The 22,740-nt window shown below is 36.6% G+C and carries 19 protein-coding genes and 5 pseudogenes; 6 read left to right on the top strand and 18 right to left on the bottom strand.

Annotation, left to right across the window (positions count from 1 at the left end):
- Positions 1-97: 97 nt before the first annotated feature.
- From Q8G36_RS13635 to Q8G36_RS13605, 7 genes and pseudogenes are all read right to left on the bottom strand, one after another.
- On the bottom strand, positions 98-238 hold the full coding sequence (locus Q8G36_RS13635; RefSeq protein ID WP_305160545.1) for a hypothetical protein: 141 nt from the start codon (positions 236-238) through the stop codon (positions 98-100).
- A gap of 44 nt (positions 239-282) precedes the next feature.
- Positions 283-472, bottom strand: a pseudogene (locus Q8G36_RS13630) (recombinase family protein); the annotation flags it as partial.
- 91 nt (positions 473-563) lie between these two features.
- Positions 564-1,023, bottom strand: a pseudogene (locus tag Q8G36_RS13625) (MarR family winged helix-turn-helix transcriptional regulator).
- Between the two features lie 824 nt (positions 1,024-1,847).
- The gene (locus Q8G36_RS13620; RefSeq protein WP_305160546.1) at positions 1,848-2,558 is read right to left on the bottom strand and encodes a B3/B4 domain-containing protein; all 711 of its coding nucleotides are present in this window, start codon (positions 2,556-2,558) and stop codon (positions 1,848-1,850) included.
- A gap of 87 nt (positions 2,559-2,645) precedes the next feature.
- Positions 2,646-3,284 carry a LysE family translocator gene (locus Q8G36_RS13615; protein WP_305160547.1) on the bottom strand — a complete coding sequence of 213 codons (639 nt, stop codon included), beginning with the start codon at positions 3,282-3,284 and terminating at the stop codon, positions 2,646-2,648.
- A 116-nt stretch (positions 3,285-3,400) separates the two neighbouring features.
- Entirely contained in the window at positions 3,401-3,553 is a 153-nt protein-coding gene (locus Q8G36_RS13610) for a hypothetical protein (protein ID WP_305160548.1), read from the bottom strand.
- A 5-nt stretch (positions 3,554-3,558) separates the two neighbouring features.
- Entirely contained in the window at positions 3,559-4,173 is a 615-nt protein-coding gene (locus Q8G36_RS13605) for an FMN-binding negative transcriptional regulator (protein WP_305160549.1), read from the bottom strand.
- A 142-nt stretch (positions 4,174-4,315) separates the two neighbouring features.
- On the opposite strand from Q8G36_RS13605, the gene Q8G36_RS13600 reads away from it, so the two are divergent.
- Both Q8G36_RS13600 and Q8G36_RS13595 read left to right on the top strand, forming a co-directional pair.
- Positions 4,316-5,701 (top strand): PLP-dependent aminotransferase family protein, encoded by a 1,386-nt coding sequence (locus Q8G36_RS13600; protein WP_305160550.1) that lies wholly within the window; start codon positions 4,316-4,318, stop codon positions 5,699-5,701.
- 95 nt (positions 5,702-5,796) lie between these two features.
- Positions 5,797-5,966: pseudogene (locus Q8G36_RS13595) on the top strand (DMT family transporter); the annotation flags it as partial.
- 150 nt (positions 5,967-6,116) lie between these two features.
- Here the strand turns inward: Q8G36_RS13595 and Q8G36_RS13590 are convergent.
- On the bottom strand, positions 6,117-6,728 hold the full coding sequence (locus Q8G36_RS13590; RefSeq protein ID WP_305160551.1) for an FMN-binding negative transcriptional regulator: 612 nt from the start codon (positions 6,726-6,728) through the stop codon (positions 6,117-6,119).
- Between the two features lie 494 nt (positions 6,729-7,222).
- On the opposite strand from Q8G36_RS13590, the gene Q8G36_RS13585 reads away from it, so the two are divergent.
- The gene (locus tag Q8G36_RS13585; protein WP_305160570.1) at positions 7,223-8,146 is read left to right on the top strand and encodes a LysR family transcriptional regulator; all 924 of its coding nucleotides are present in this window, start codon (positions 7,223-7,225) and stop codon (positions 8,144-8,146) included.
- Positions 8,147-8,262: 116 nt separating this feature from the next.
- A complete protein-coding gene (locus Q8G36_RS13580) occupies positions 8,263-8,901 on the top strand; it encodes an HD domain-containing protein (RefSeq protein ID WP_305160552.1) in 639 nt (212 codons plus the stop codon).
- A gap of 291 nt (positions 8,902-9,192) precedes the next feature.
- Here the strand turns inward: Q8G36_RS13580 and Q8G36_RS13575 are convergent, their stop codons facing one another.
- From Q8G36_RS13575 to Q8G36_RS13550, 6 genes are all read right to left on the bottom strand, one after another.
- Positions 9,193-9,546 carry a hypothetical protein gene (locus tag Q8G36_RS13575; RefSeq protein WP_305160553.1) on the bottom strand — a complete coding sequence of 118 codons (354 nt, stop codon included), beginning with the start codon at positions 9,544-9,546 and terminating at the stop codon, positions 9,193-9,195.
- Positions 9,547-9,884: 338 nt separating this feature from the next.
- On the bottom strand, positions 9,885-10,928 hold the full coding sequence (locus Q8G36_RS13570) for an aldose epimerase family protein (RefSeq protein WP_305160554.1): 1,044 nt from the start codon (positions 10,926-10,928) through the stop codon (positions 9,885-9,887).
- Between the two features lie 287 nt (positions 10,929-11,215).
- Positions 11,216-12,610 carry a sugar porter family MFS transporter gene (locus tag Q8G36_RS13565; RefSeq protein ID WP_305160555.1) on the bottom strand — a complete coding sequence of 465 codons (1,395 nt, stop codon included), beginning with the start codon at positions 12,608-12,610 and terminating at the stop codon, positions 11,216-11,218.
- A 319-nt stretch (positions 12,611-12,929) separates the two neighbouring features.
- Complete coding sequence (araA, locus tag Q8G36_RS13560) at positions 12,930-14,354, bottom strand: L-arabinose isomerase (protein WP_305160556.1); 1,425 nt, start codon at positions 14,352-14,354, stop codon at positions 12,930-12,932.
- A gap of 52 nt (positions 14,355-14,406) precedes the next feature.
- Positions 14,407-15,102: an L-ribulose-5-phosphate 4-epimerase gene (locus Q8G36_RS13555; RefSeq protein ID WP_305160557.1), complete on the bottom strand. Its 696-nt coding sequence runs from the start codon at positions 15,100-15,102 to the stop codon at positions 14,407-14,409.
- 22 nt (positions 15,103-15,124) lie between these two features.
- Entirely contained in the window at positions 15,125-16,735 is a 1,611-nt protein-coding gene (locus Q8G36_RS13550) for a xylulokinase (protein ID WP_305160558.1), read from the bottom strand.
- A gap of 350 nt (positions 16,736-17,085) precedes the next feature.
- Here Q8G36_RS13550 and Q8G36_RS13545 point away from each other — a divergent pair, with 350 nt between their 5' ends.
- Positions 17,086-18,177: a GntR family transcriptional regulator gene (locus Q8G36_RS13545; RefSeq protein WP_305160559.1), complete on the top strand. Its 1,092-nt coding sequence runs from the start codon at positions 17,086-17,088 to the stop codon at positions 18,175-18,177.
- A gap of 412 nt (positions 18,178-18,589) precedes the next feature.
- On the opposite strand, the pseudogene Q8G36_RS13540 reads toward Q8G36_RS13545, so the two are convergent.
- The 3 genes and pseudogenes from Q8G36_RS13540 to Q8G36_RS13530 all read right to left on the bottom strand — a co-directional run.
- Positions 18,590-18,883 (bottom strand): annotated as a pseudogene (locus Q8G36_RS13540) (hypothetical protein); the annotation flags it as partial.
- A gap of 156 nt (positions 18,884-19,039) precedes the next feature.
- Entirely contained in the window at positions 19,040-19,189 is a 150-nt protein-coding gene (locus Q8G36_RS13535; protein WP_305160560.1) for a hypothetical protein, read from the bottom strand.
- A 377-nt stretch (positions 19,190-19,566) separates the two neighbouring features.
- The gene (locus Q8G36_RS13530; RefSeq protein WP_305160561.1) at positions 19,567-20,010 is read right to left on the bottom strand and encodes an Lrp/AsnC family transcriptional regulator; all 444 of its coding nucleotides are present in this window, start codon (positions 20,008-20,010) and stop codon (positions 19,567-19,569) included.
- A 119-nt stretch (positions 20,011-20,129) separates the two neighbouring features.
- On the opposite strand from Q8G36_RS13530, the gene Q8G36_RS13525 reads away from it, so the two are divergent.
- The gene (locus tag Q8G36_RS13525) at positions 20,130-20,696 is read left to right on the top strand and encodes a cysteine hydrolase family protein (protein ID WP_305160562.1); all 567 of its coding nucleotides are present in this window, start codon (positions 20,130-20,132) and stop codon (positions 20,694-20,696) included.
- A 532-nt stretch (positions 20,697-21,228) separates the two neighbouring features.
- Here the strand turns inward: Q8G36_RS13525 and Q8G36_RS13520 are convergent.
- Positions 21,229-21,942: pseudogene (locus tag Q8G36_RS13520) on the bottom strand (flotillin domain-containing protein); the annotation flags it as partial.
- Positions 21,943-22,740 lie beyond the last annotated feature (798 nt).

Genomic DNA, 22,740 nt, shown 5'->3' with positions numbered 1-22,740 from the left:
AAACTGAGGGGGAGTCGTTAACTCAGGATGAGTTCGGAAGAAACCTGCTTGCTTGCCGTTCCGTGACCGGTATAAAGGCGGCGTAACTTTAATACTTTCACCCAGCCGTTAAAGCTGTGGAAATGCCTAAGAAAGCAGGCGGTACAAGAATACTTGGAATTCCAATGGTTGCGGATAAAATTGCACAAATGACAGTGAAATTATATTTTGACTTCGGTCGAACCAATCTTAAAACCACATCAGTTCCTTCACACTGCCCGTTTTCGAATACGATCCAGTTCCCTCTTCCGCCATCCAAGAAAGTATCTGGAAACCAAATCCTTAATGAATGTACCCAGGCTATCTTTAAACTGAGTAGTGTCCAATAAGGCAAATCCATCACAACGATATCTGCTTGAAGATTTTCCTTGATGTCAATCCATTTTTCGAGAATTTCATCTTCATTACCAAAACGATCCAGTGAATGGATGTACCCCTTTACGAATCAACTTTAATAATTGAATTGAACTCGATTCCTTTTTTAGATTAATAGTATCAATACGTCCATGATTTATTAATTGTAATTATCTTGGAGATTTTGCACCACAACCCTTTTTTATAAGCTGCCAATCAATTTCAATATTTCCTTTTATTCTTTGAAGAAAAATTTAAAACTAATTGCTGTTCTTCTATATTAATACTCTGAAGAGCTGATGTATTAAAGTCTGGCTCTTTTTTTTCCATCAGTTTATATATTTCTTTTCCTTTTACTGTAGGGAATAGTTTTTTTATTTTTCTGTTCTCCCTATCTCCTACTCTTTTTATTAATTCATTTATTTCTAACTTTTTTATAGCGCGAGCTGCTGTAGTTCTGTCTACTTTAATCACTTCAGCTATCTTTTCTTGAATCATTCCAGGGTGTTCACAGATTTGAATAAGATACAAGTACTGTCCCTTAGAAAGTTGAAATTCTTTATATAGTATATTGCTGAGTGCATCTAAGCACCTTGCAATAACTTTAATCTCTTCAATAATTCTTTCCATGATTCTTCCCCACTTATTTTTCAAATAAGTTTATATAGAGCATAATCTAGAATTGCTTCTCTCTTTATCCAAAATAAGTCATATAATAAGACGTTATTAATGCTGAAAATCTATGAAACTCTCCAGATTGGCAAAATATTGGATCATCATTATTCAAATTAACTCTGTGCACAAGGAGGCCTTTGCTTCATTGGGGATTCTATCCAATAAAGGTCGATCATTACGAACAGGCGCAGTTTCAAGCGGTTATTTATCAATTTGTTGCATCTCTGAAGATTACAGAATTTACCTACTAACTAAACCCCAGTATCTTGCTGTAGTTAACAATTGACCGAAACTATTGATGAAAAAGCAAGCGTTGCTTGAATGTATGTAAATGTTGCTTTTACATATCATGCAAAAGAAATCATTGTAAAAGGTTTACGCTAATCCTGTTCTTTATCAAATACTCTGTACTTATCCGCTAACATCATTCCCATTTGAAGAGTACGATACCACCAGAAAACGCAGATTAACATCGTTTAGGATACTTCTGTGTTAAAATCCCAATCTCTCAGTAATATAAATAAGAAATTGGGATTTAATTATTTATTAAGGTACTCCCCTCTTGTTGAATAAGGGTTATAACCTAGAAATCTAGTTATCTACTCTTGATATTATATAGAAACGCGATTCATAAATTTACTGGGTTTCATAGTTGGATTCACGAAAATACAATTATCACTTATCTTAAATCTTGATCGCATTGAAAACATTGGATAATTCGTACTATGAATCGAATTCCATAACATTTGCAGACAAAGTATCATTTTTACGATATTTGACTAATCAAAGATTGTAATTTGCCTATTATTAATATCTAACACTTCAACCTTCACAATACCACCAAGTTTATGTGACACTAAATCAGACAATTCTTTTAGCGCCATATGAAACTCATCACTTCTTGTTTCATCTATTAATTCAATACAGAGAAATGCATTTTTCGTATTTTCTGTTAGCATCGTCCTCAGAGTTTCACGCCAATTCCAGCATCTGCATATTGCTCCGTCATCATCTTTATAAACGATTTCACCTTCATATGGTGAAGCATTTTCATCATTTCCCAATGGGATAAACGGTTCGTTTCCATTTGCCTGCGTTAGCCGAATATCGCCTACGAAAGTGTCGATATCTTCTCCACCGCATGGAAGCCCATAACGCAATGAAATTGAATTGTAGATGTCAACAAGCGGGTTTATTGTTCCGATATGATTGCCAATTTTCACTCTTTTTAATAAAGCTTCAATGGAACACCTTGCCCCTTTCTTTGTTTTGAATTTCTGAAAAGCTTCTCGCCAAACGAATATGACTGGATTACTACTGAATTCCTCCAGACGGAGAAATTTATGTGCTTCTTTCTCTGCCTCCTGCAGCAGCTTCTCGTAGAATTCAAAGTCCTTTATAGAATTATCAATCCCCTGGCAAATAACGGTGCCTATTTTTGCATGAGGGAATAACAACCAAAAATCATCTTCAATGATAAAGCTAGACATAAAATATCTCTCCATTTCATTTTACTTATTGTCTTAGTAGAATCGATATTTGTTATGTAACAACTCGATGAATTTCATCAAACACTCTTATGTTTTGGAGGGGCTCGCAAAGGCAGAGAATACCCCTAGAACAATATATAAATAACCAGTTATCCGATTCTGTAACTTAGAATTCACATCACTGCCCAGAATCCGCTTTCTAATACTTGCTGCAAGAACTGCATACAGACCATCACTAATAAAAGCTAGGATAATAAATATAATTCCTAAAAGCAAAAATTGTATTGTGACCGATCCAGCAGAAGGTGATATGAATTGCGGAAAGAAGGCTAAAAAAAAGAGTGCTGTCTTAGGATTCATTACTTCTACGAGTGCTGATTCGTAAAATATCTTTAATAACTTTTTACGAGGGGCTTTTGGAATTTCTGAAGTCGTTCCATCGGATATAGAAAATAAAGTCTTACACCCCAAATAGATAAGATAAGCAGCACCCAAGTATTTAACGATATTAAAGGCTGTTGCTGATGTCATAAGGATCGCAGAAACTCCAATTGCTCCAGCTAAAACGTGAACAGAACCACCAAGAGATACACCAAGAACTGATACTATGCCCGCTTTCTTCCCTTGATCTATACTTCTTGCCATAATATACAACACAGCTGGTCCAGGTATTATTAACAATGTAGCAGCAGTAATTACAAATAGCCAAATATTTGAAAACTCCATAAAATGCAACTCCTTGTTGTATTTTGCACATGATTTATTAGGCTCCTCCTTGAATGGTGAACGCCAGGTTACACTTTTTTTATAGGTTCGCTTTCATCAAGGAGGCGATTTGTTGCTCATTTAGAAAAGGAAGTTCCAACTGTTTTATAATGAGCTTTTGTCTGTGTAAGGAATGGTTTTGACTTACCTTTGCTTTCCCTTAAAATGTGATAAACACCATTTTTACTTTTAGGGGTGCCACCAGCAAACCCTAGTAATATGCCAATCATTCAATTCACCCTTTCCGTTGCCCACGCATCCATTGCGCAACCTGAATTTCCCCTTGTTCATTTGATTTTTCAAGCTCTGTAATAATCGCTTTGTAATCGGTGTCATTACGATTTTGACTCATTTTGGCTGCAGCTTGAATAGATGTGATTTCAATTTCAAAGCCAACTATTCCTTTCATTTCACTCTTAAGCAACTCTGGATCAAACGATTCCCAGGTCCGACCATTTTCTCGGTGAGACTCATAGTGATTAAGCATAGTATCCAAGGAGGAAATCAGCTCGTCTTCAGTGATTACACGTGCTGATCCATACGCATGTACAGCTAGATAGTCCCATGTAGGAACCTCTTCGCACTGATACCAACTTGATGAAATGTAAGCGTGCTGCCCTTGAAAAATCAGTAACACATCACTATTATTTTCTAAAGTTTTTTTCTGCATGTTTCCGTATGCAATGTGCCCAGTCGCATAGATTTTCCCTCCATCTTCCCGAATTTCCAAAGGAATATGAGTAGCCATGGGACGATGTTCATCAACAGTAATCAATAAGGCAAACGGGTTAGACTTCATAATTTGAACTGCCTCTTCATTTTTCATACGATATTGCTTAGGAATGTACACAATAATCATCCTTTCAACTTGTATTTGAGTTTTTAAAAATATAAGGATTAAAAATAAATATCCGATAGAAAAATAATATGATACAAATTGACATGAAAAAAGGTACAATAATAAAAAAATATACATGTCAGAGGGAATGCAAATGAATAATACCATTTTCACTTTTAATGATAACTCCCCAAAATACAAACAAATCTACGAGAAATTTAAATCATATATTGAACAAGGAGACATTTTGGCGAATGAGCAATTACCCTCCATTCGTCAACTTGCAGATTCCTTACATGTAAGCCGTAATACAACTTTACTGGCATATGAACAACTTGTTGCTGAAGGATATATTCGTGGAGAGGGCAGAAAAGGTTATTTTGCAAATGAGTTAGAACCCCTAATATTTCAGGAGCCATTAACCTCATACAATAAAAAGCAGACTGAGTCCAAGAAACCACCGGTAGTTAATTTCAGGGCAGATGCCGTTGATCAAGCACATTTCCCACTAAAAATTTGGAGGAGAATTGCTAATCAAGTATTAACCTTACAGGATAGCTTTCGATACGGAGAACCATTTGGGGAAGAATGCCTGCGCGAACAAATCGCCACATATTTATTCCAATCACGCGGAGTGAAAACGAATGCAAATGCAATTATTATCGGAAGCAGTACCCAACAAATGCTTGTATACCTTGGACATATACTGAAGGATGAATTCCAGAGTATTATAGTTGAAGACCCTGGTTACGACGGCGCTAGGGAAGCTTTTCAATTCCATCGTTTTATGTTTGAAACTTTGCCTGTTTATGAAACAGGTGCTGAGCTTTCACAATTAGAACAAATGAAATCACGATTAATCTATGTAACCCCTTCCCATCAAAGTCCAATAGGAGTAAGTATGTCTATTCAACAACGGCAAATCCTTATTCATTGGGTTAACAAGATGCGTGGATATATTATAGAAGACGATTATGATAGTGAATTTCGCTATACACAAAAACCATTTCCTGCTCTTGCCTCCATTGATTCAGCAAGAGTCATTTATTTAGGGAATTTCTCGAAGTCCTTTCTTCCGGGAATTCGTTTAAGTTATATGGTCTTGCCACAGCCATTATTAAATCGGTTTAAAAATAAGTTTCTTCATTTTGAAGCTACTACCTCCCTGCTTAGCCAGCTAACGATGGCTAAACTTATGGAAGAGGGAGAATGGAATCGGCATATTAAACGAATGCGCCTTGTTTATAAAAGAAAAATGCAGCACTTAGTATCCGCATTAAAAGAGCAATTCGCTCAAAATATATCCATTATTGGTGAACAATCTGGTTTGTACGTATTAGTCAAAGTACATCTGAAGCATTCAGAAGAATGGTTAATTCAACAAGCTTCCTTTCATGGCGTTACGGTGTATCCTACGTCCCTCTACTTCATTAAAAATAACACCGGCGGACCAATGGTTAAACTAGGTTTCAGTAATCTTTCTTCCAATGAAATTGATGTGGGTGTGAAACTCTTAAAAAAGGCATGGTTCAAAGAATAACTCCACAATTCTTTGAACAAACGAATTGTAGCTGTTTTATCCTGTTTTACTTGAGATGTTTGGTGTTGTAAAAATAATCTTCATAGGGACCTTAAAAATCCCTAGCCTTATTAGTTATTGGATTTGGAGCGAGCTTCATATTTTTATCCTATGCAATGGAAACACTTCCTATGGGGACAGCTTATGGACTATGGACGGGAATTGGTGCGTCAGGTGGAGCAATATTTGGAATGACCTTATACAGATAACCCAAAGATTAGAATAAGTGGTTTTTATCAGGATATTATTAAGGGCAGCTGTAGGTCTAAAGCTTGTTTCTTAATAAATAAATTGAAGCCTAATTTCCATCTGAAATTAGGCTTAATTATTCAACAAATCTACGACATTAGTTGAACAAGACAAAGTCGAATAACTTTTATTTTTGTAGATTTTTCTTCATTAGAAATGCTATTTGTAGATTATCTTGTTGAGAAGTGTTTTCCAAATGCTTAATAATTAATCCTTGACGTTCCACAGGGTGATTTTGACTTAATTTAGCTTTCGCTTCAATTTTTGTGATCTTTATTTTAAATGCTACAATCCCTTTACTCATTCCTTCGATAAATCTGGAATCTGCATCGTTTAAATTGTATGGGCTAACTGGACTTTCATATTTGTTTACCATATCATTTAGAGAATCGAATATGACTTTTTGATCTTCGACAATCTCCATCTTTCCATATAAATGGATAGAGACATAATTCCAAGTAGGAACTGCCATCGTTGTTTCATACCAAGACGGAGATATATAACAGTGAGGACCTTGGAAAACCGCAAGAACTTGTTGGTATTCCATATCCTTCCATTGTTCGTTTGGTCGGGCAAAATGACCATATAAAGCACTTTCACCTTTATTTAACGTGAGTGGAAGATGGGTAGCGTATGGTTCTCCATTGTGTTGAGAAAATAAAGTGGCAAAGCTGTACTTTTCGATAAAATCATAAATTATTTCTTCATCCTTGAGTTGAAAATGTTTAGGGATATACATGATTTAGCGCCTCCTTGATAAAGCCTTTGTAATTTGCGGCTATCTCAAATTTTAAGTATTATATGTGATATTTTATTATGTAAACTGACATCTAAAAAGGTACAATTATTAATAAATGAACATGTCAATGGTGAATTTTTCTAATAGTGAATTAATTACGATTAAAAATAAAATAACTTCCACCCTATAAAATAAGGAATTTATGGGGAGCTATACAATCAAAATCCCTAAATCACGTCTAATTGCTGCTTCAATTTTGTAGTAACAAATAGAACGTGATTTCTGTTTAGCAAGCCCGACAAGTTATCCAACATCATAGAGAGCTATTTATGAACCAAAATAAAAGATAGTTACTGGTGTTTTTTAATTGTATCCAGCAATCAAGCCAAATTATGGAATAATCCCTTAAAATAAAGTAACTTAATAACTAGATTGTTTTATTGGAAGCATACAGATAGCCAATAATTATTTTCATTAGAAAGGATTGAAATAGTATCGAATTAAGACATTTAGAATATTTTTTAATGGTCAGTAAAGAACTACATTTTACAAAAGCAGCTGAAAAATTAGGAATTTCGCAACCAACTTTAAGCCATCAAATTAAAATGCTTGAACAAGATGTAGGCTATGCACTTTTTAACCGTATTGGTAAGAAGATTGAACTTACTAAGGTGGGAGAAATCGTCCAACAAGAAGCTTTGAATATTCAAAATTCCTTACAAAGTATATCTTCTCAAATTAAAGCCCTTACAAAAGTAGAAATCGGGGAATTGAAAATTGCTGTGTTACCAGGAGAAATAACTGATTTGGTATCTACTTTGTGTATTAAATTTAACCAATTATATCCGAACATAAAAGTGTTTGTTCAAAGTACGGATCAAGTGGAAAAGGCTGTTTTAGAGAATCAAGCTGATTTTGGTATTGGTTTTGAATTCAATCGTTATGAGATGTTGCTGGTGACGAAGTTGTATGATGAAGAATTTTACCTGATTAGTAATCAAAGTAATGGAGAGCAGAAGGTTTCATTTTCCGATGTTTTAGACAGTTCTCTTATTTTATTTCCAAATATCCATCAATGCAGAAAAATACTTGATAAAGCGAGTTTGGAGGCTGGCAGGCAGATAGAACCTATTATAGAAACGTCTAGCATTGAATCTATCTTGAAGCTCGTTCGAAATGGGGTTGGCCGCAGTTTTGTTTCGCGTACATTATATGAATTTTATGATACAGAGGATTTATTTTTCCAACGCATTGAAAAACCATCTTTGACTAGAACTGTTTATCTCGTGATGAAAAAGAATCGGTTTATCAATTATGCAGCACGTAAGTATATTAAGTTATTATTATGTGAAATCGAAAGGCTGCGTTTTCATACCGAAAAAGATGAGATAGCTTCTTTGAAAAGTTCTATATTATAGTTTTTATCTATTATTATCATAGAAATGAAAGGATAGATAAATGATAAATTCCTCTTTACAATGAATACAAGTTCATGAGGATGAGAACTATCAAATTGTAAAGGGGATTTTCAATTATGTTTCAAGAAGTAGCAGGTATTAAAATTCCAGATTCTCGATTGGCTAAAGAAGCAGCAGATCTTTTACGCGAGCATGGGGACGACTTGTTGTGGAATCATTCAAATCGTGTGTTTTTATTTGGTGCAGTCAACGGAAAAAAAACGAAGCATAATTATGATTTAGAGTTGCTATATGTTAGTGCATTATTCCATGATTTAGGCTTAACAAAAAAATTCAGCAGTCCAGATTTACGATTTGAAGTAGACGGAGCAAATGCAGCGAGAAGCTTTTTACAGCAGTATCAAATTCCAAATGAGTCGATTCGTCTTGTATGGGATGCTATTGCGTTACATACGACACCTGGCGTTGCAGAACATAAAGAGTCTGAAGTGGCACTACTCTTTTCAGGTGTTGGTTTAGATGTGATGGGAGATGGCTTTGAACAATTCCCTGACGACTTGCGTGAAGAAATTATAAAAGCCTTCCCACGTAACAATTTCAAAAAGGAAATTATCCCAGCGTTTTATGAGGGCTTTAAGCATAAGCCAGAAACTACTTTTGGCAATATGAAGGAAGATATTATTGAATATTTTAGTCCGGAATATAAAAATAAAAATTTCTGTGATTGCATTTTGCATTCACCATGGACAGAATAGGGTGCAAAAATGACAACGTAACAACGAATCGTGGTAGAAAGTTTATACCCAAAAGGTAATATCTACTAAGGAAGCTACCAACTTCATTAAAGATGGTCATAGCATAAGTATGAGTGGTGTTGTGCCTTAAAAAGACTGATTAATTTGAATGAAGCCATGCATATTCTTGATTAAAAAATAAAGCACACGAAAGCCACAGAGACGCAGTTATTATGACAATAAATCCTGGCTGCCTATTACAGATGAAACTTGGTATTGAACGTTAAGGACTCACACGAACCACGCGTGCCCTCATCTAATTGAATTTTTATTTGAAGCTGCCCGGATCGGGTTATTAAATTCCTTTTCTATTGGGCAAGGACTCCAGCCCAATAGAATTTTTAGTAAATAAGGTCTTTTTATTTTTAAAACGCATTCCACACTTTTTTGTTGAACATTGTATAACCGTATTTCACAGATGTTCAATTCCTTCATAATGTTTTGAATAGCCTGCTCATCTACACCGCCATAGAAGGATATTTCAGCGTTTGCCGTTTTGATATTGCAAATGCTAGTTAAAGGATCTTCTGAAGAAGTAGATCGTAAAGATTTTTTATTTTCGGTATGTAATGTAACGGGGACAATCGTTAATTTTTGTTGCGGCATAGGAAAAGCACCTCCTTTGATTGATACAAGTACCGTACCAGGAGGTGCTACGTATTTAATATGCGCTGTTTAAATGAGGGCTTACCTTTAATCGTAGTTTACGACCCACTATCTAACTGTTTGCGCTTAAAGATATAAGTTATCCTCTATCCTCCAAAACTCAGTTCGAGTGAGTGGCTAACTCTTATTCGGCGGGAATCCCACCCGATATATGTCACGACCTATGCTCGATCTCTCTGACAGGCACCGGATGCTGATCCTAACTAGCAGCCGAATCGATGTAAAATTATCGAAACCAAATCCACCTATTCAACACTTTAACACAATAATTGGAAACTTTAGCTGAGTGGGGTCCTGACCTTAATTTTGTATTTTGTTTGGGAAGTATAAATTTCGCCTGCTAAAAGAAGAATATCTCCAAAATCTTCAAACTCAATCGCTCCTGGAGCAGCTTGGGTTTCAAACGTTATTCCGCCGTGTTGAATTAATTTTTCTCCGTGCATAAGTGGCACACCTTTCACAAAGTTTGCAGTGTAAATGACAACCGCAGGCTCTTCTGTGTATACCTCGACTGTTATTTTCTGGTCAGGACTAATTAATTTGGCTGCAGTTTGATGAAGTCCTGAGCACGTAAGGAAGAATGGATGATCGATTCCTTGAACCTTTTTAACTTCTGCGTCAATTTCTTCAAAGGTTGATTTTAATTTCTTTGGGGTCCGAAAATCATAAGGTGTGCCAATTGTGCTTCGCTTTTCCCCAGTTACCGTGGTATCGTCATTTACTGGTGCAAATTCTTCAGAAAAGATTTGTAAGAAATGATCATCGATTGGATTGCTGGGATGTCCTGTTAAGTTAAAATAGACGTGATTGGTCGGATTAAAAATTGTGTCTTTATCACTATTTGCTTGATAGCTGACTGACCAAATATTTAAGTTGTCTAATGTATAAGTCACACTTACTTTCAAATGCCCCGGAAAACCATTTTCGCCATCAGGTGAGTGGGTTGAAAAGATGATCGATGCACTTTCATCCGTCTCCTTCACTTCATAATCCCAGATTTTTTCATCGAATCCAGGGTTGCCACCGTGTAATGTATTCCCTAATTGATTTACAGATGTTTGGTAACGTGATTCACCAATTGAAAATTCGCCATTTTTTATTCTTCCAGCGACTCTTCCTATTGTTGCTCCATAATATGTTTCTTTTTTGTAATCCTCTATCGAGTCAAATCCCAATACGATATTATTACGACCCGTTTCCGTTAGGACGAACAGATTGACGATTCTTGCACCAAAGTTTGTAACTTCCATTCTTACTCCATGATCATTTTCTATAGTAAACAGCAAGGCTTCATTTCCAAACGAGCTTTGTGATGCTTTCATTTTTTTCGGCTCCTTCCCTATTAAATTCCTTCATATAAATAAAAGCTAAAACACCATGAATTGCACAAAAAGTTCAGCAAACATTTTAATAGTTGAAAAGCCGAAGTAGCAACTTCGGCCTTAAGAAAGGGAATCATATGAGTAAATCAACATGTTCATGATGTGTATGTGTAGATCATAATTACAGAAGTATTTTCCCTTATGACCCCCTGATTTAAAATGCATGCTTAACTCTCCAATTTGCGTATATCTTCTTTGAATTCTGCTCCAAATCTCATAGGTCTAATTTAAGCACTTTTTCCCTTAGCTTGTCTTCTTTCTCCAATTTTTTCAATTTCCTCCAATGTATGACCTCGAGTTTCAGGAACGCATGTCCGGATAAATAAAACACCAAGTAAACAAATAGCACCAAAGATTGCAAAAACAGCTTCTTGAGACATCGAAGCGGTCATGATTGGAAATAGCAATCCAACCAAGAAAGAACCAATCCAGTTAAATGATGAAGCTAATCCTGACGCACGCCCGCGAATTACCAGCGGGAAAATTTCTCCAACTATGACCCAAGTTAAAGGAGCCCACGTGAATGAATAAAGTGCTACATAGATACTTAAAAAAACAACCATCATCATCGGATTTTCATTAGGAATTAATAAATTCAATATTGCCGGCAAAATAAAGGATAGCCCCATAATAGTTCCGCCTATTGTTAATAAAGTACGGCGATTAAATTTATCAGCAATCATAAGGAATATTAATGAACCTAGTACGAGAATAACCCCTTGAATAATTGGCCACATCAATACTGAGCTGGCTTCATGCCCTGTTGCTTTTTCCACAATCATAGGAATATAATAAAAAATTGCGTTTGCGCCCTGGAATTGTTGAAACGCAGCAACACCCACACCAGCAATTACTAAATAACGGTATTTGTTACTTAAAAGTGTACCCCATGATGCTTTTTGATTTACCTTTGCTTCCTCTTTAACAGTTTCTTGAATTTGTTTTATTTCAGAATCAATTTGTTCCTTGTTAGAGCGAATATAGCCCAACACCTTACGAGCTTCATCAATTTTATTGTTCTTAATTAAAAAACGCGGTGATTCGGGTAACCTTAACACTCCAATAAATAAGATCAAAGCAGGTACTGCAGCCAAACTAAGCATCAACCGCCATGCCATTGTTCCTGGTAAGTCTTTCAATAAATAAGCAACAATGTACGAAAGCAACATTCCAGAGACAATCATTGTTTGATTAATTCCTGACAGACGTCCACGTAATCGTGCAGGCGCCATTTCCGACATATAGGCTGGGACCAATGCAGAAGCAGCACCAACTGCCAACCCTAATAAAATCCGAGCAACAATCATAAAAAGGATCCCATTATGAGGGGATATTCCTGCCAAAATGGATCCAACAGCAAAAATGATAGAAGATATTAAAATCATTTTGCGCCGTCCTAAACGATCAGAAAGTTGTCCGGCCAGGGCACCTCCAAAAATAGCTCCAAACATCAACGAAGAGGTAATCCAGCCAATAGCACCAGGGTTGTTTTGAAGGTTCCAATCATGTTGCAGAAAAGGTAAAGCACCCGTCATAACGCCGATATCATAACCGAAGAGAATGCCTCCAAAAGCCCCAAAAAAATAAATGAATCCACTTGAGATTTTCTTTTCATTAACCATTAAAATTCCCTCCTCAAGGTTTTAAAATTATATTTTTAAAAAATCCCACTACTAAAAATATTGAGAGCTTTCTAAGAAAATAATAATAGTGTTTTCAAACTACAAATATATGCTAGTAGATTCATCCTAAAAATTATTTATTAGGATGAATTCTGTGTCGTTATTGTGCTATTAAAACGCTTTCATCTTTTTCCTGAAAACCACGAACACGCTTACGAATAAAGGGATCATACTAATGGTTACTATTTCCACTCTCCAACTTCTGGAGTACCTATTTCTTCCCTCCTAGGAAGCAGAGCCTCCTAGGAGGGGAGAGACATTACTTAATAACTACGTATTCCAAACCAACAAGTTTTGCATAGGTTATGATTTGGTCTGTTGTTAAGTTCAATGAAACAACTGTATGGTGACCGCCACCATTCTCAAGCCAAGCTTTCACTCCATCTTGGAAGTTTGGCTTCACTTCCCAAAGTACACGGGCCACTGGAAGGTTTGGTGCTGGAACAGTTGGCTCAAATGCAGAAACTTCATTAATCAAAAGTTTATAGTTTGTACCAAAGTCAGCCATGGAAACAACGACACCGTCTCCTGCTTTGCCGTCGAATACTAAACGTGCTGGATCTTCACGATCACCTATACCTAATGGAGATACGACAATTTTTGGTTTGTTACTTGCTAAAGATGGGTCGACTTCAAGCATATGTGATTGAAGGATGGATTCTTGTCCAGCAGCTAATTCATATGTGTAATCTTCCATAAAGCCAGTTGATTGGTTATGGCTCATCACTTTCAGCAATCGATCAAGTGCTGCCGTCTTCCAATCTCCTTCACCCGCAAAGCCATATCCTTGTGCCATCAAACGTTGGACGGCAAGACCAGGAAGTTGTTTCATCCCATATAAATCTTCGAAGTTCGTTGTGAAGGCCGTGTAACCACCATCATCAAGGAAACGTTTAATCGCAATTTCATAGCTTACCTGTACCTTTACGCTTTTCTCCCAATCTTCCCTACTGTAGGTACCATAATCAAATTCATAAAGGCCTTCGTATTCTGTAAATAAAGCATTAATTTCTTCATCAGTAACCGCCTTTACATATTGAACAAGGTCTCCGATTCCAAAATAGTCAACTGTCCACCCAAATTGGATTTGGGCTTCAACCTTATCCCCTTCGGTTACTCCAACGTTGCGCATGTTGTCTCCAAAGCGAGCGACCTTAATGTTGAAGCTTTCGTTATAAGCAACCGCTACATCCATCCATTGTGCAATTTGCTGTCGCACTTCAGGGCGCTCCCAATAACCTACAACAACTTTATTTTGTTTTTTCAAACGGGCATTGATAAAACCATATTCACGGTCACCATGAGCGGATTGGTTTAGGTTCATAAAGTCCATATCAATCGTTGCCCAAGGAATACTTTCATTGAATTGTGTTGCTAAATGAAGCAATGGTTTTTGTAATAATTTTGTTCCACGAATCCACATTTTTGCAGGTGAGAAAGTATGCATCCAAGTGATGACACCGGCAACTTCGTTACGATAGTTGACTTCTTTCATGATGCTTGTGATTTTATCTGCACTAACAGCTAAATCTTGCAATACAACTGGATAAGGTAAAATACCGCTTTCATTTAATTCATCGGTTATCGTTTGTGCATGCGCCTTGACCTCTGCTAACGCTTCTTCCCCATATAGATGTTGTGATCCTACGACAAACCAAAATTCCATTTTTTCTGTTGTTAACATAATAATCCTCTTTTCTTCATTCTAATGGTTTGGTAAATTGATAGAGTTAATCTTACTTTTGACCGTAATAAGCATATTTTCCATGTTTTCGTAAATAGTGTTTATCCAAAATATTTTGTGGTAATTCTTTTGCAAAATGATTTAATTCCCGTGTAAATAAATTCATTTTCGAAACTTCATCCAACACCACACTATTCATTACGGCGGATTTTGCATCTTTGCCCCAAGTAAACGGACCATGACCATGAAGTAAGACACCAGGAACGGCTAAAATGTCTAACCCACGATCTTCAAATGTTTCGATGATTAACTTCCCAGTCTCCACTTCGTACCCACGATCAATCTCCTCTTGTGTTAGGTATCGGGCACATGGGACGGATCCGTAAAATGTGTCTGCATGAGTGGTCCCCATCGCTGGAACATCAAGGCCTGCTTGAGCCCAGATTGTTGCCCAAGTTGAATGAGTATGCACAATGCCGCCGATTTCTTGATAATACTTATAAAGTACTGCGTGAGTCGCTGTATCTGATGAAGGCCTCAACTCTCCTTCAACAACATTGCCATCTAAATCAACAACAACCATATCACTGGCTTTCATCGTTTCGTAATCAACACCACTAGGTTTGATAACAAATAAACCACTTTCACGATCAATGGCACTTGCATTTCCCCATGTATATTTCACGAGTCCATATTTAGGCAAGTCCAAATTTGCTTGAAATACCTCTTCTTTCAGTTGTTCTAACACGTCAATCCCTCCAGTTTTCCACTCATAACATCAAATTGTCTACAGCGGCCTGCTCAATCACTAAACCCTTCCTGTATCTTTCAATAAATGCTTCAAATCCTTTAACATCTACTTGATCAGGATAAATTTCTTGCCCATCAACCTCTTCGAATACTTTTTTGTCGAGGAAGTCTTCTAAACTTTCTTTTTGATCTTTATTCATCATGTAAGATGCAAGAATCGCCATTCCCCACGCGCCGCCTTCTCCTGCTGTTGACATAATTGATACTGGAGTATTCATTGCAGCGGCAACAATTTTTTGTCCAACAAGAGGGGTTTTAAATAAACCACCGTGAGCCAAAATACGATCAATTGCAACATTTTCTTCCTTTGTCAAAATACCCATTCCGATTTTCAAAGCACCGAAAGCAGTAAAAAGGTGCGTCCGCATGAAGTTTGCTAAATTGAAATGACTCTCAGGCGAGCGTACAAATAATGGTCGCCCTTTTTCTAATCCTGTGATATTTTCACCTGAGAAATAACCGTAGCTAAGCAAACCTCCACCATCTGGATCCGCTTCCAAAGCCTTATTCAACATTACTTCAAATAATTTATTTGTATCAACCTTTTGTCCCATTGCCTCAGAAAATTCACGGAACAATCCCAGCCAAGCATTAAGATCACTTGAACAGTTATTCGCGTGAACCATTCCAACTGGACTTCCGTTTGGTGTAGTTACCAAATCAATTTCTGGATATACTTTTGAAAGTTCTTTCTCTAGTACAATCATGGCAAAAACGGAAGTTCCTACTGAGACGTTTCCGGTACGTTTCCTCACACTATTAGTAGCAACCATTCCAGTTCCAGCATCTCCTTCTGGTGGGCAAATTGGAGTGCCTGTTTGTAAATTTCTTGATCTATCCAGGATTTTCGCTCCAATTTCGGTTAATTCACCCGCTTGCTCGCCAGATATGTAGACTTTAGGGAGAATCTCTTTTAGCTTCCAAGGATAACCTTTCAACGCAATTAAATCGTCAAACTGCTTGACCATTGATTCATTGTAATCTTGCGTTGATTCATCAATTGGGAACATGCCTGAAGCATCTCCAATGCCAATTGCTTTATTACCCGTCAATAACCAGTGAATGTATCCAGCCAAAGTCGTAATACAATCAATGCGAGGCAAATGTTTCTCTTCATTTAATATTGCTTGATAAAGGTGAGCAATACTCCATCGTTCAGGGATATTAAATTGAAATTGATTAGTTAATTCTTTTGCTGCAACACCAGTTGTTGAGTTACGCCAAGTTCGAAACGGAACAAGTAGCTCCCCTGTACTGTCAAAAGCCATATACCCATGCATCATTGCAGAAAATCCAATAGAACCTATTTTCCGAATTGTAATTCCGTAATTTCGTTCAACTTCTTGCTTCATTTCACTATAAGCTGTTTGCAGACCAGTGATAATATCCACTAAGTTGTACGTCCAAATTCCATCTTCTAAGAGGTTCTCCCACTCATAACTTCCAGATGCGATTGTTTCATAACGATTATCAATCAACACCGCTTTAATACGTGTGGATCCAAACTCAATTCCAAGTGAAGTTTCTCCCTCGGTAATCGCTTGTTTAATTTTTAATCGATTCGTTTGCACGTTAATCCCCCTCCTGACAGCGCTTTCAATAAAAAGGAGGCGCTTAAATTTATTAACAACCATATTATATTTTTTGTACGTACATTTGTCAACAGTCAGTAATATTTATACTTACAACTTCCGAGGAAAACCCTCCATCCTCACCATAAAGTTAGTAAAATAGGAATAAAGGAATTTATATGACATAAAACCTAAGTGGTAAATAGGAGGAATTTATAACTTTTCAATAATTTATACAAAAAACTAAGGCGATTTGTTTTAATTTAATCAAAACTATGTTAAAATATGTCCGCACAAATATTTTAAGCATTTAATTAGAATGCAAACAACTATGAAAGAAGTGAGGTTTAATGAAACCAAAGTATCAGGTAATCATTGATGATTTAAAAAATAAAATCCTTACAGGTGAATATAGTGTAGGGGAACAAATCCCTACTGAAACCGCCATGCAAGAAATGTACAACGTTAGCCGACACACTGTACGAAAGTCCATTTTAGAATTATCAAACGAGGGATTCTTAAGAAGTGAAAAAGGATCTGGTACATATGTTAGTAACCAATATCAATCAAAATCTGGTGGCAATTCCAAAAATAAAACGATCGGTGTAATCACGACCTACATTTCTGATTATATTTTCCCTTCTATTATCCGCGGAATTGAAAGAAGATTGAATGAAGATAATTATTCGTTACTATTGGCCAGTACAAATAATGATGTCGAACAAGAAAAAAAAGCCTTGGAAATGATGTTGTCATTTGGCGTGGATGGTTTGATTATTGAACCTACAAAAAGCAATCTATACAATCCCAACATCGCTTACTACCTATTGTTTAAGGAACAAGAGGTTCCATTCATCATGATCAACGCTTTTTATGAAGAATTAGAGGTTCCTTTCTTTTGCCTAGATGATGTGCAGTCAAGCTATCTCGCAACAAAAGAATTGATTTCGAAAGGACACACCCAAATTGGACTCATTTCGAAAATGGATGATTTACAAGGAAAGTATCGAATGAAGGGATATATAAAAGCACTTGGAGAAGCCAAATTACGCTTTCAACCAGAGCAATTGCTTTCGTATACTACAGAAACGAAGCTAGACCTATACACGAACTTGAAAGGGTTCCTAAATGAAAATAGAGACGTGTTGACTGCCATTGTTTGCTATAACGACGAGGTAGGGTTGGAAGTAGCAAATGTATGCAGACAACTTGATATTTCTATTCCCGAACAATTATCAATTATTGGCCAAGACAATTCTTATATTGCGAAAAATGCTAATATCAAACTAACGACATTGACACACCCACAAGAACATATGGGACATGATGCAGCTGATTGGGTCATTAAGAAATTACAAGGAAAGAAGGATTTACCAAACGAAACCTATTATCAACCAATATTAATTGAAGGCGAAACTGTCAAAGAGTTAGAAATACAATAATCTTAGTGTGTGATCAATCACTATATAAATGGAATTAAAGGTTTTTGGGAATGTTTGTCTAGTTCTTATAGGTAACCAATCATACCTATGTGGAGGTAGTCAAATGATGAAAACCATTCAAAAGGAACCCTTAACCCAGAAATCCAAGAAATAAAAAAATGCTTGCACGGTTTAAAAGATTTACGGATGTTTTAACGCTACCAATGTATCTTGATTTATTTTAAAGGGTCGAAACTATGCGGAAATCGCCGATATGATAGGATCTACCCAGCAAACGCTGTACAATTATATACTGGCTATCGAGCTAACCGATTAAATGGCCTAGTTCCCGGACAATCTCCTGGAGGACCTTGTCAATTGACAGAGGAGCAAGAACAGGAACTCTATCAGCTGATCGTTGATAAAAAACCTGCTACTTACAGTAGTTGATATTACTTCTTGTTTTTGAATTAGAGAGACGCACCTGCACTTCTACATTTTCCATTTTCGCTGTAATTTCATCAAATCTTCCAGCCCAAGTTGGACTATCTTTTTCTGGAGAAAGATAAAGCCTGAAACGCCAACTAATTTCGTCTGGTATAAAAGCAAAACCTTCATAGCTATCGTATATCCAATAAGAAGATGGTTCTGGAAGGTGTACCCCAAGAATACTTACATTAGTTCGTGCAAAACTTGGTGGGCGTAACTGCACTTTATAAACCAATGCTGTTACTTGATTGGAGTCTATAGATAAAAAGATTACAAATGCAAAGGGAACATCCAGTAATGGCCTGTAGGTTTCATTTCCTCGATGGCTACCTCAAGTTTATTTAATCTTTGAAGCTTTTCCATCCATTTTAATAAACTAGCAAATCCATCTTCATTATTTATGCAAGTGGATCTCCGACATAATTCCACGGAAATTCACCTGCTCTAGCACATGTAATTGTTGGGCAATATCCACTCTAACAACAAGGTGTTTATCGGAATTTCTCTCGATTAGTTGATTTTGTTTATCTCGCATTTTAAACATTCATATTAGGGTTCCCCCTAAGGTTTTGGGTTAGAGTGGTGTCTTACTCATCTCTTACTAAGGAGCCCTGTTTTTTTCGAAGCTGAAAAATAACGAACTACAGGAATGCTAACCTGCCCCGTTTTGTTCCAAAAGAAAAAGGCTGCCTCAGCAACCTCCCTTTTTGAAGTATGCACCTATTAGTTCAGTAAGGGTGTAAGGGTTCTTGGAAGTATTTTAATAAAACAAGTATCATCTAGCGTTTTACTTTCCCTTCTGGATCTACGATACATAAAAAGACTATTCCCATTGCTACTGTTCCAGTCGCCCATCCCATACTTGGAACGATTCAAGACGATTGGGCATACATTATCCTCCTAAGAATAAAAATATATTTATTATATTGTGGCAGTCAACGGATTATGTTGCTTAATCTCTTGTATTGATAGATATAAAGAATAGTTCCCATAATCGAGAATTTTATTAAGAAAAAGATTCAATAGTTCTTGAGAGTTAACTTTTATTTTTAAATGGTAACAGCCTTCTCCCGATACTCGGTGAGCTTCAACTATCTCATTTCTATCATTAATAAAACGTATAAACGAATCATGGTTTGCTGTTTTCATATAAATAATGACAAATGCTGTATAAGAAAGTCCTAATTTCATTTCATCGACTATTAGAGAGTAGGCTTTAATTACACCATTTTCCTCAAGTTTTTTAATACGATTTCCTACTGCTTGTCCCGTCATATGAATTTTTTCACCTAAATCTTTCCATTGAATACGTGAATTTTCAGATAATAACCGAAGGATTTGAAAATCAATGTTATCAAGTTCCATAATAAATTCCTTTCACCATGAAATGCTTTGATATAAAAGTGTTTCATCAAAGTATCGATAGAAATCAATATATCATTTATCATTATATTGTACTAAAATTTTTTAAAGAGGTGGAAAAAATGAGCACAGCTTTAATCATTGTCGATATTCAAAATGACTATTTTCCAAATGGAAAGATGGAATTACGCAACCCTGAAAAAGCAGCCGCTAATGCTGCTAAAGTTCTTGAATGGTTTAGACAGAATAACAAAGATAATATTTTTCATGTCCAGCATATCGCAAGTGATCCAGGGTTAGGCTTCTTTCTTCCGAATACGGAGGGAGTTAAACTAAATGAGGCTGTTCTACCATTAGAACACGAAAGCATTATCATAAAACATTTCCCTAACAGTTTTTTAAAGACTGAATTAGAAAGCAAATTAAAAGAAAAAGGAGTAACCAAGCTAGTGATTGTAGGTATGATGACGCATATGTGCATTGATGCCACAGTCAGAGCTGCAGTGGATCTAGGCTTTGAAACTACACTTATTGAAGATGCATGTGCGACCAGAGACTTATCTTATCAAGATAAGGTCGTTCCAGCTGAACAGGTTCATTATGCGTTTGTCAGTGCACTTAACGGTATGTATGCCAATGTAATTTCGACCGAGGATTTCCTGCAAAAAAAAACTAACACAACCTTGTAGAACCAATAATTTATTATAAGTGGGAGTTTGTTTTAAAACAAGCTCCCTTTTTTACTGATGGTAGACTTGTTATCCAAGTTATATCTTGCTGTTTCCTGCAAATGTGCAACTACCCGTCGCACAAAAAAAACTCATACAAAAAAAGAAAAATGATGTTAAAGGTATACCGCCACATGCCCATCAAGCTAGGGCATGTAACAGTCCCTCAATACTAAAATACCTGTATCAAATAAACACTTTTCTCACGACCAGATGCAATGATTTTTTCGAGAACAATAACTGGCTTTTGACAAGGGTGAACTCTCACTTCCTTTTACTTTAATTGCTTTCATCATTCCCACCAAAAACAAAAGCTGATAAATGACTTAAAAACCGAGTATGACGACCATATTTTTTAAGTATAATAGGCCAGATAAATTGATCATTCCTTATTTAAATGAACACGATTCAAAAAAAGGTAAGAGCATACAAGTAGCTCTTACCTTCCTTCATTTTATTTTCCCCTGTTACACTTCCTTCGCTGCTGCCATATTCATGTTCGCTTCGACATTCTCCTGGTTGATGGTGGAAATGATAAATTCTGCTTTCCCGAGAAATTCTCAAGCAAGTCTTTGACTTCAATTCCCGAAGATGCCTCTAATGACTCCTGCAATGTTGCCATTAAATCCGTTGCATATCCAGTCACTTTATTAGCCCCGCCATTCACACCGTTTCCACCTGTATCCACTACAGTAATCTTGTCTATATTACTAAGCGGACTTGCCACTTGTTTTGCATACTCCGGCAGCATTTTCAAAATCATGTCCATTACGGCCGCTTGTCCAAACTGTTCAAAAGCTTCAGCGATCTTCTGATAGGCTTCTGCCTCTGCTACCCTTTTTAACCGGATAATTTCCGCTTCTGCCGTACCTTGCGCCCTTTGTGCGTCCGTTTTAGCAAGACCGTCCATCCGAACACGTTCCGCTTTCGCCATGGCTTCAATTTTATACTTAACGGCATCCGCTTCTGTTATCTGTTTCATCTTGTTCGCAGAGGCTGCCTGCTCTACCGCATAACGGTCGGCATCCGCCTTTTTCTTCACTTCTGTATCATATTGCTTTTCACGGCGAAGGATTTCTTTTTCCTCGCTCTGTTACTTCCTGTTTAGATCTGGCCGTTTCAAGATCGTAAGCTTGGTCAGCTCGTGCTTTGGCCATATCCGCTCGCGACGGAATTCCGCAACCTTTAGCTTGTTGATTTTTTCGGCTTATCATATAGAGAATACTTTCTTTGGCCCCCAGAACCTTTATTATTATATGTTTTTCTGTGAAATGGATTTTATGTATCGGCAATACTTTCAGGAAGTTCGTAAAAGTGAATATGAGTTCGTGAACGTTCGTAAACTGTTTTCGCACTTAAATGAACGTGAAAACTGGCTGTTTTATAAAGAAATCGAACCGTTCGCAAAATTGTACTTTTACGAACGGGTGTAACAATGCTATACCGACAATTTCGGAAATTTTTTAGCTTTAAACGGCGCTCAACCATTTTTGTGAAATACAACATTTTCTTTTTTGGATATTATTAAAATAATAAATCTGCTGATTTTGTTAATTTTAGCCCCTTCATCCTATCAGCCTGTCATCCTTTTATCATACCAAGAGGTTTTTGCTCGTATTTCCAAATGAAATTCTTGACAATGTAAGCGCTTTCTTTTATGATGATAATAGGTTGGATGGCATGCGTGGCCGTCATAGTATCTGGCGTAGGTGGGGCCAATACCCGGAACAGTACATAGAAGAAATCCCCTATTTTATGCAACAGCTAGCTTCTTCCGAATAGGAAACAGTGATTCATCAATCATGTTATTAAATACAAAAAAACTCTGTATTCGGTCAAATTCAGGGTTTCCCTAGCTTGAAAGCTCCCCTTAAAACCCCTTATGTTTTTATTACAAATATGTATGCTAGTTTTATTGTAGAATGAGGAGGTGCTTTATGGAGAACAAAAAAAGTTCCCTTTACGATGAATTACCGTTAGAATTATTGGCAGGATTTTATTATGA

Origin of the sequence: Peribacillus frigoritolerans, assembly GCF_030676415.1 — a bacterium.
In the GTDB taxonomy this organism is placed as follows: Bacteria; Bacillota; Bacilli; order Bacillales; family DSM-1321; genus Peribacillus; species Peribacillus frigoritolerans_A.
Note: the sequence above shows the minus strand (reverse complement) of the source record. Positions and strands in the feature narration are given on the sequence as shown.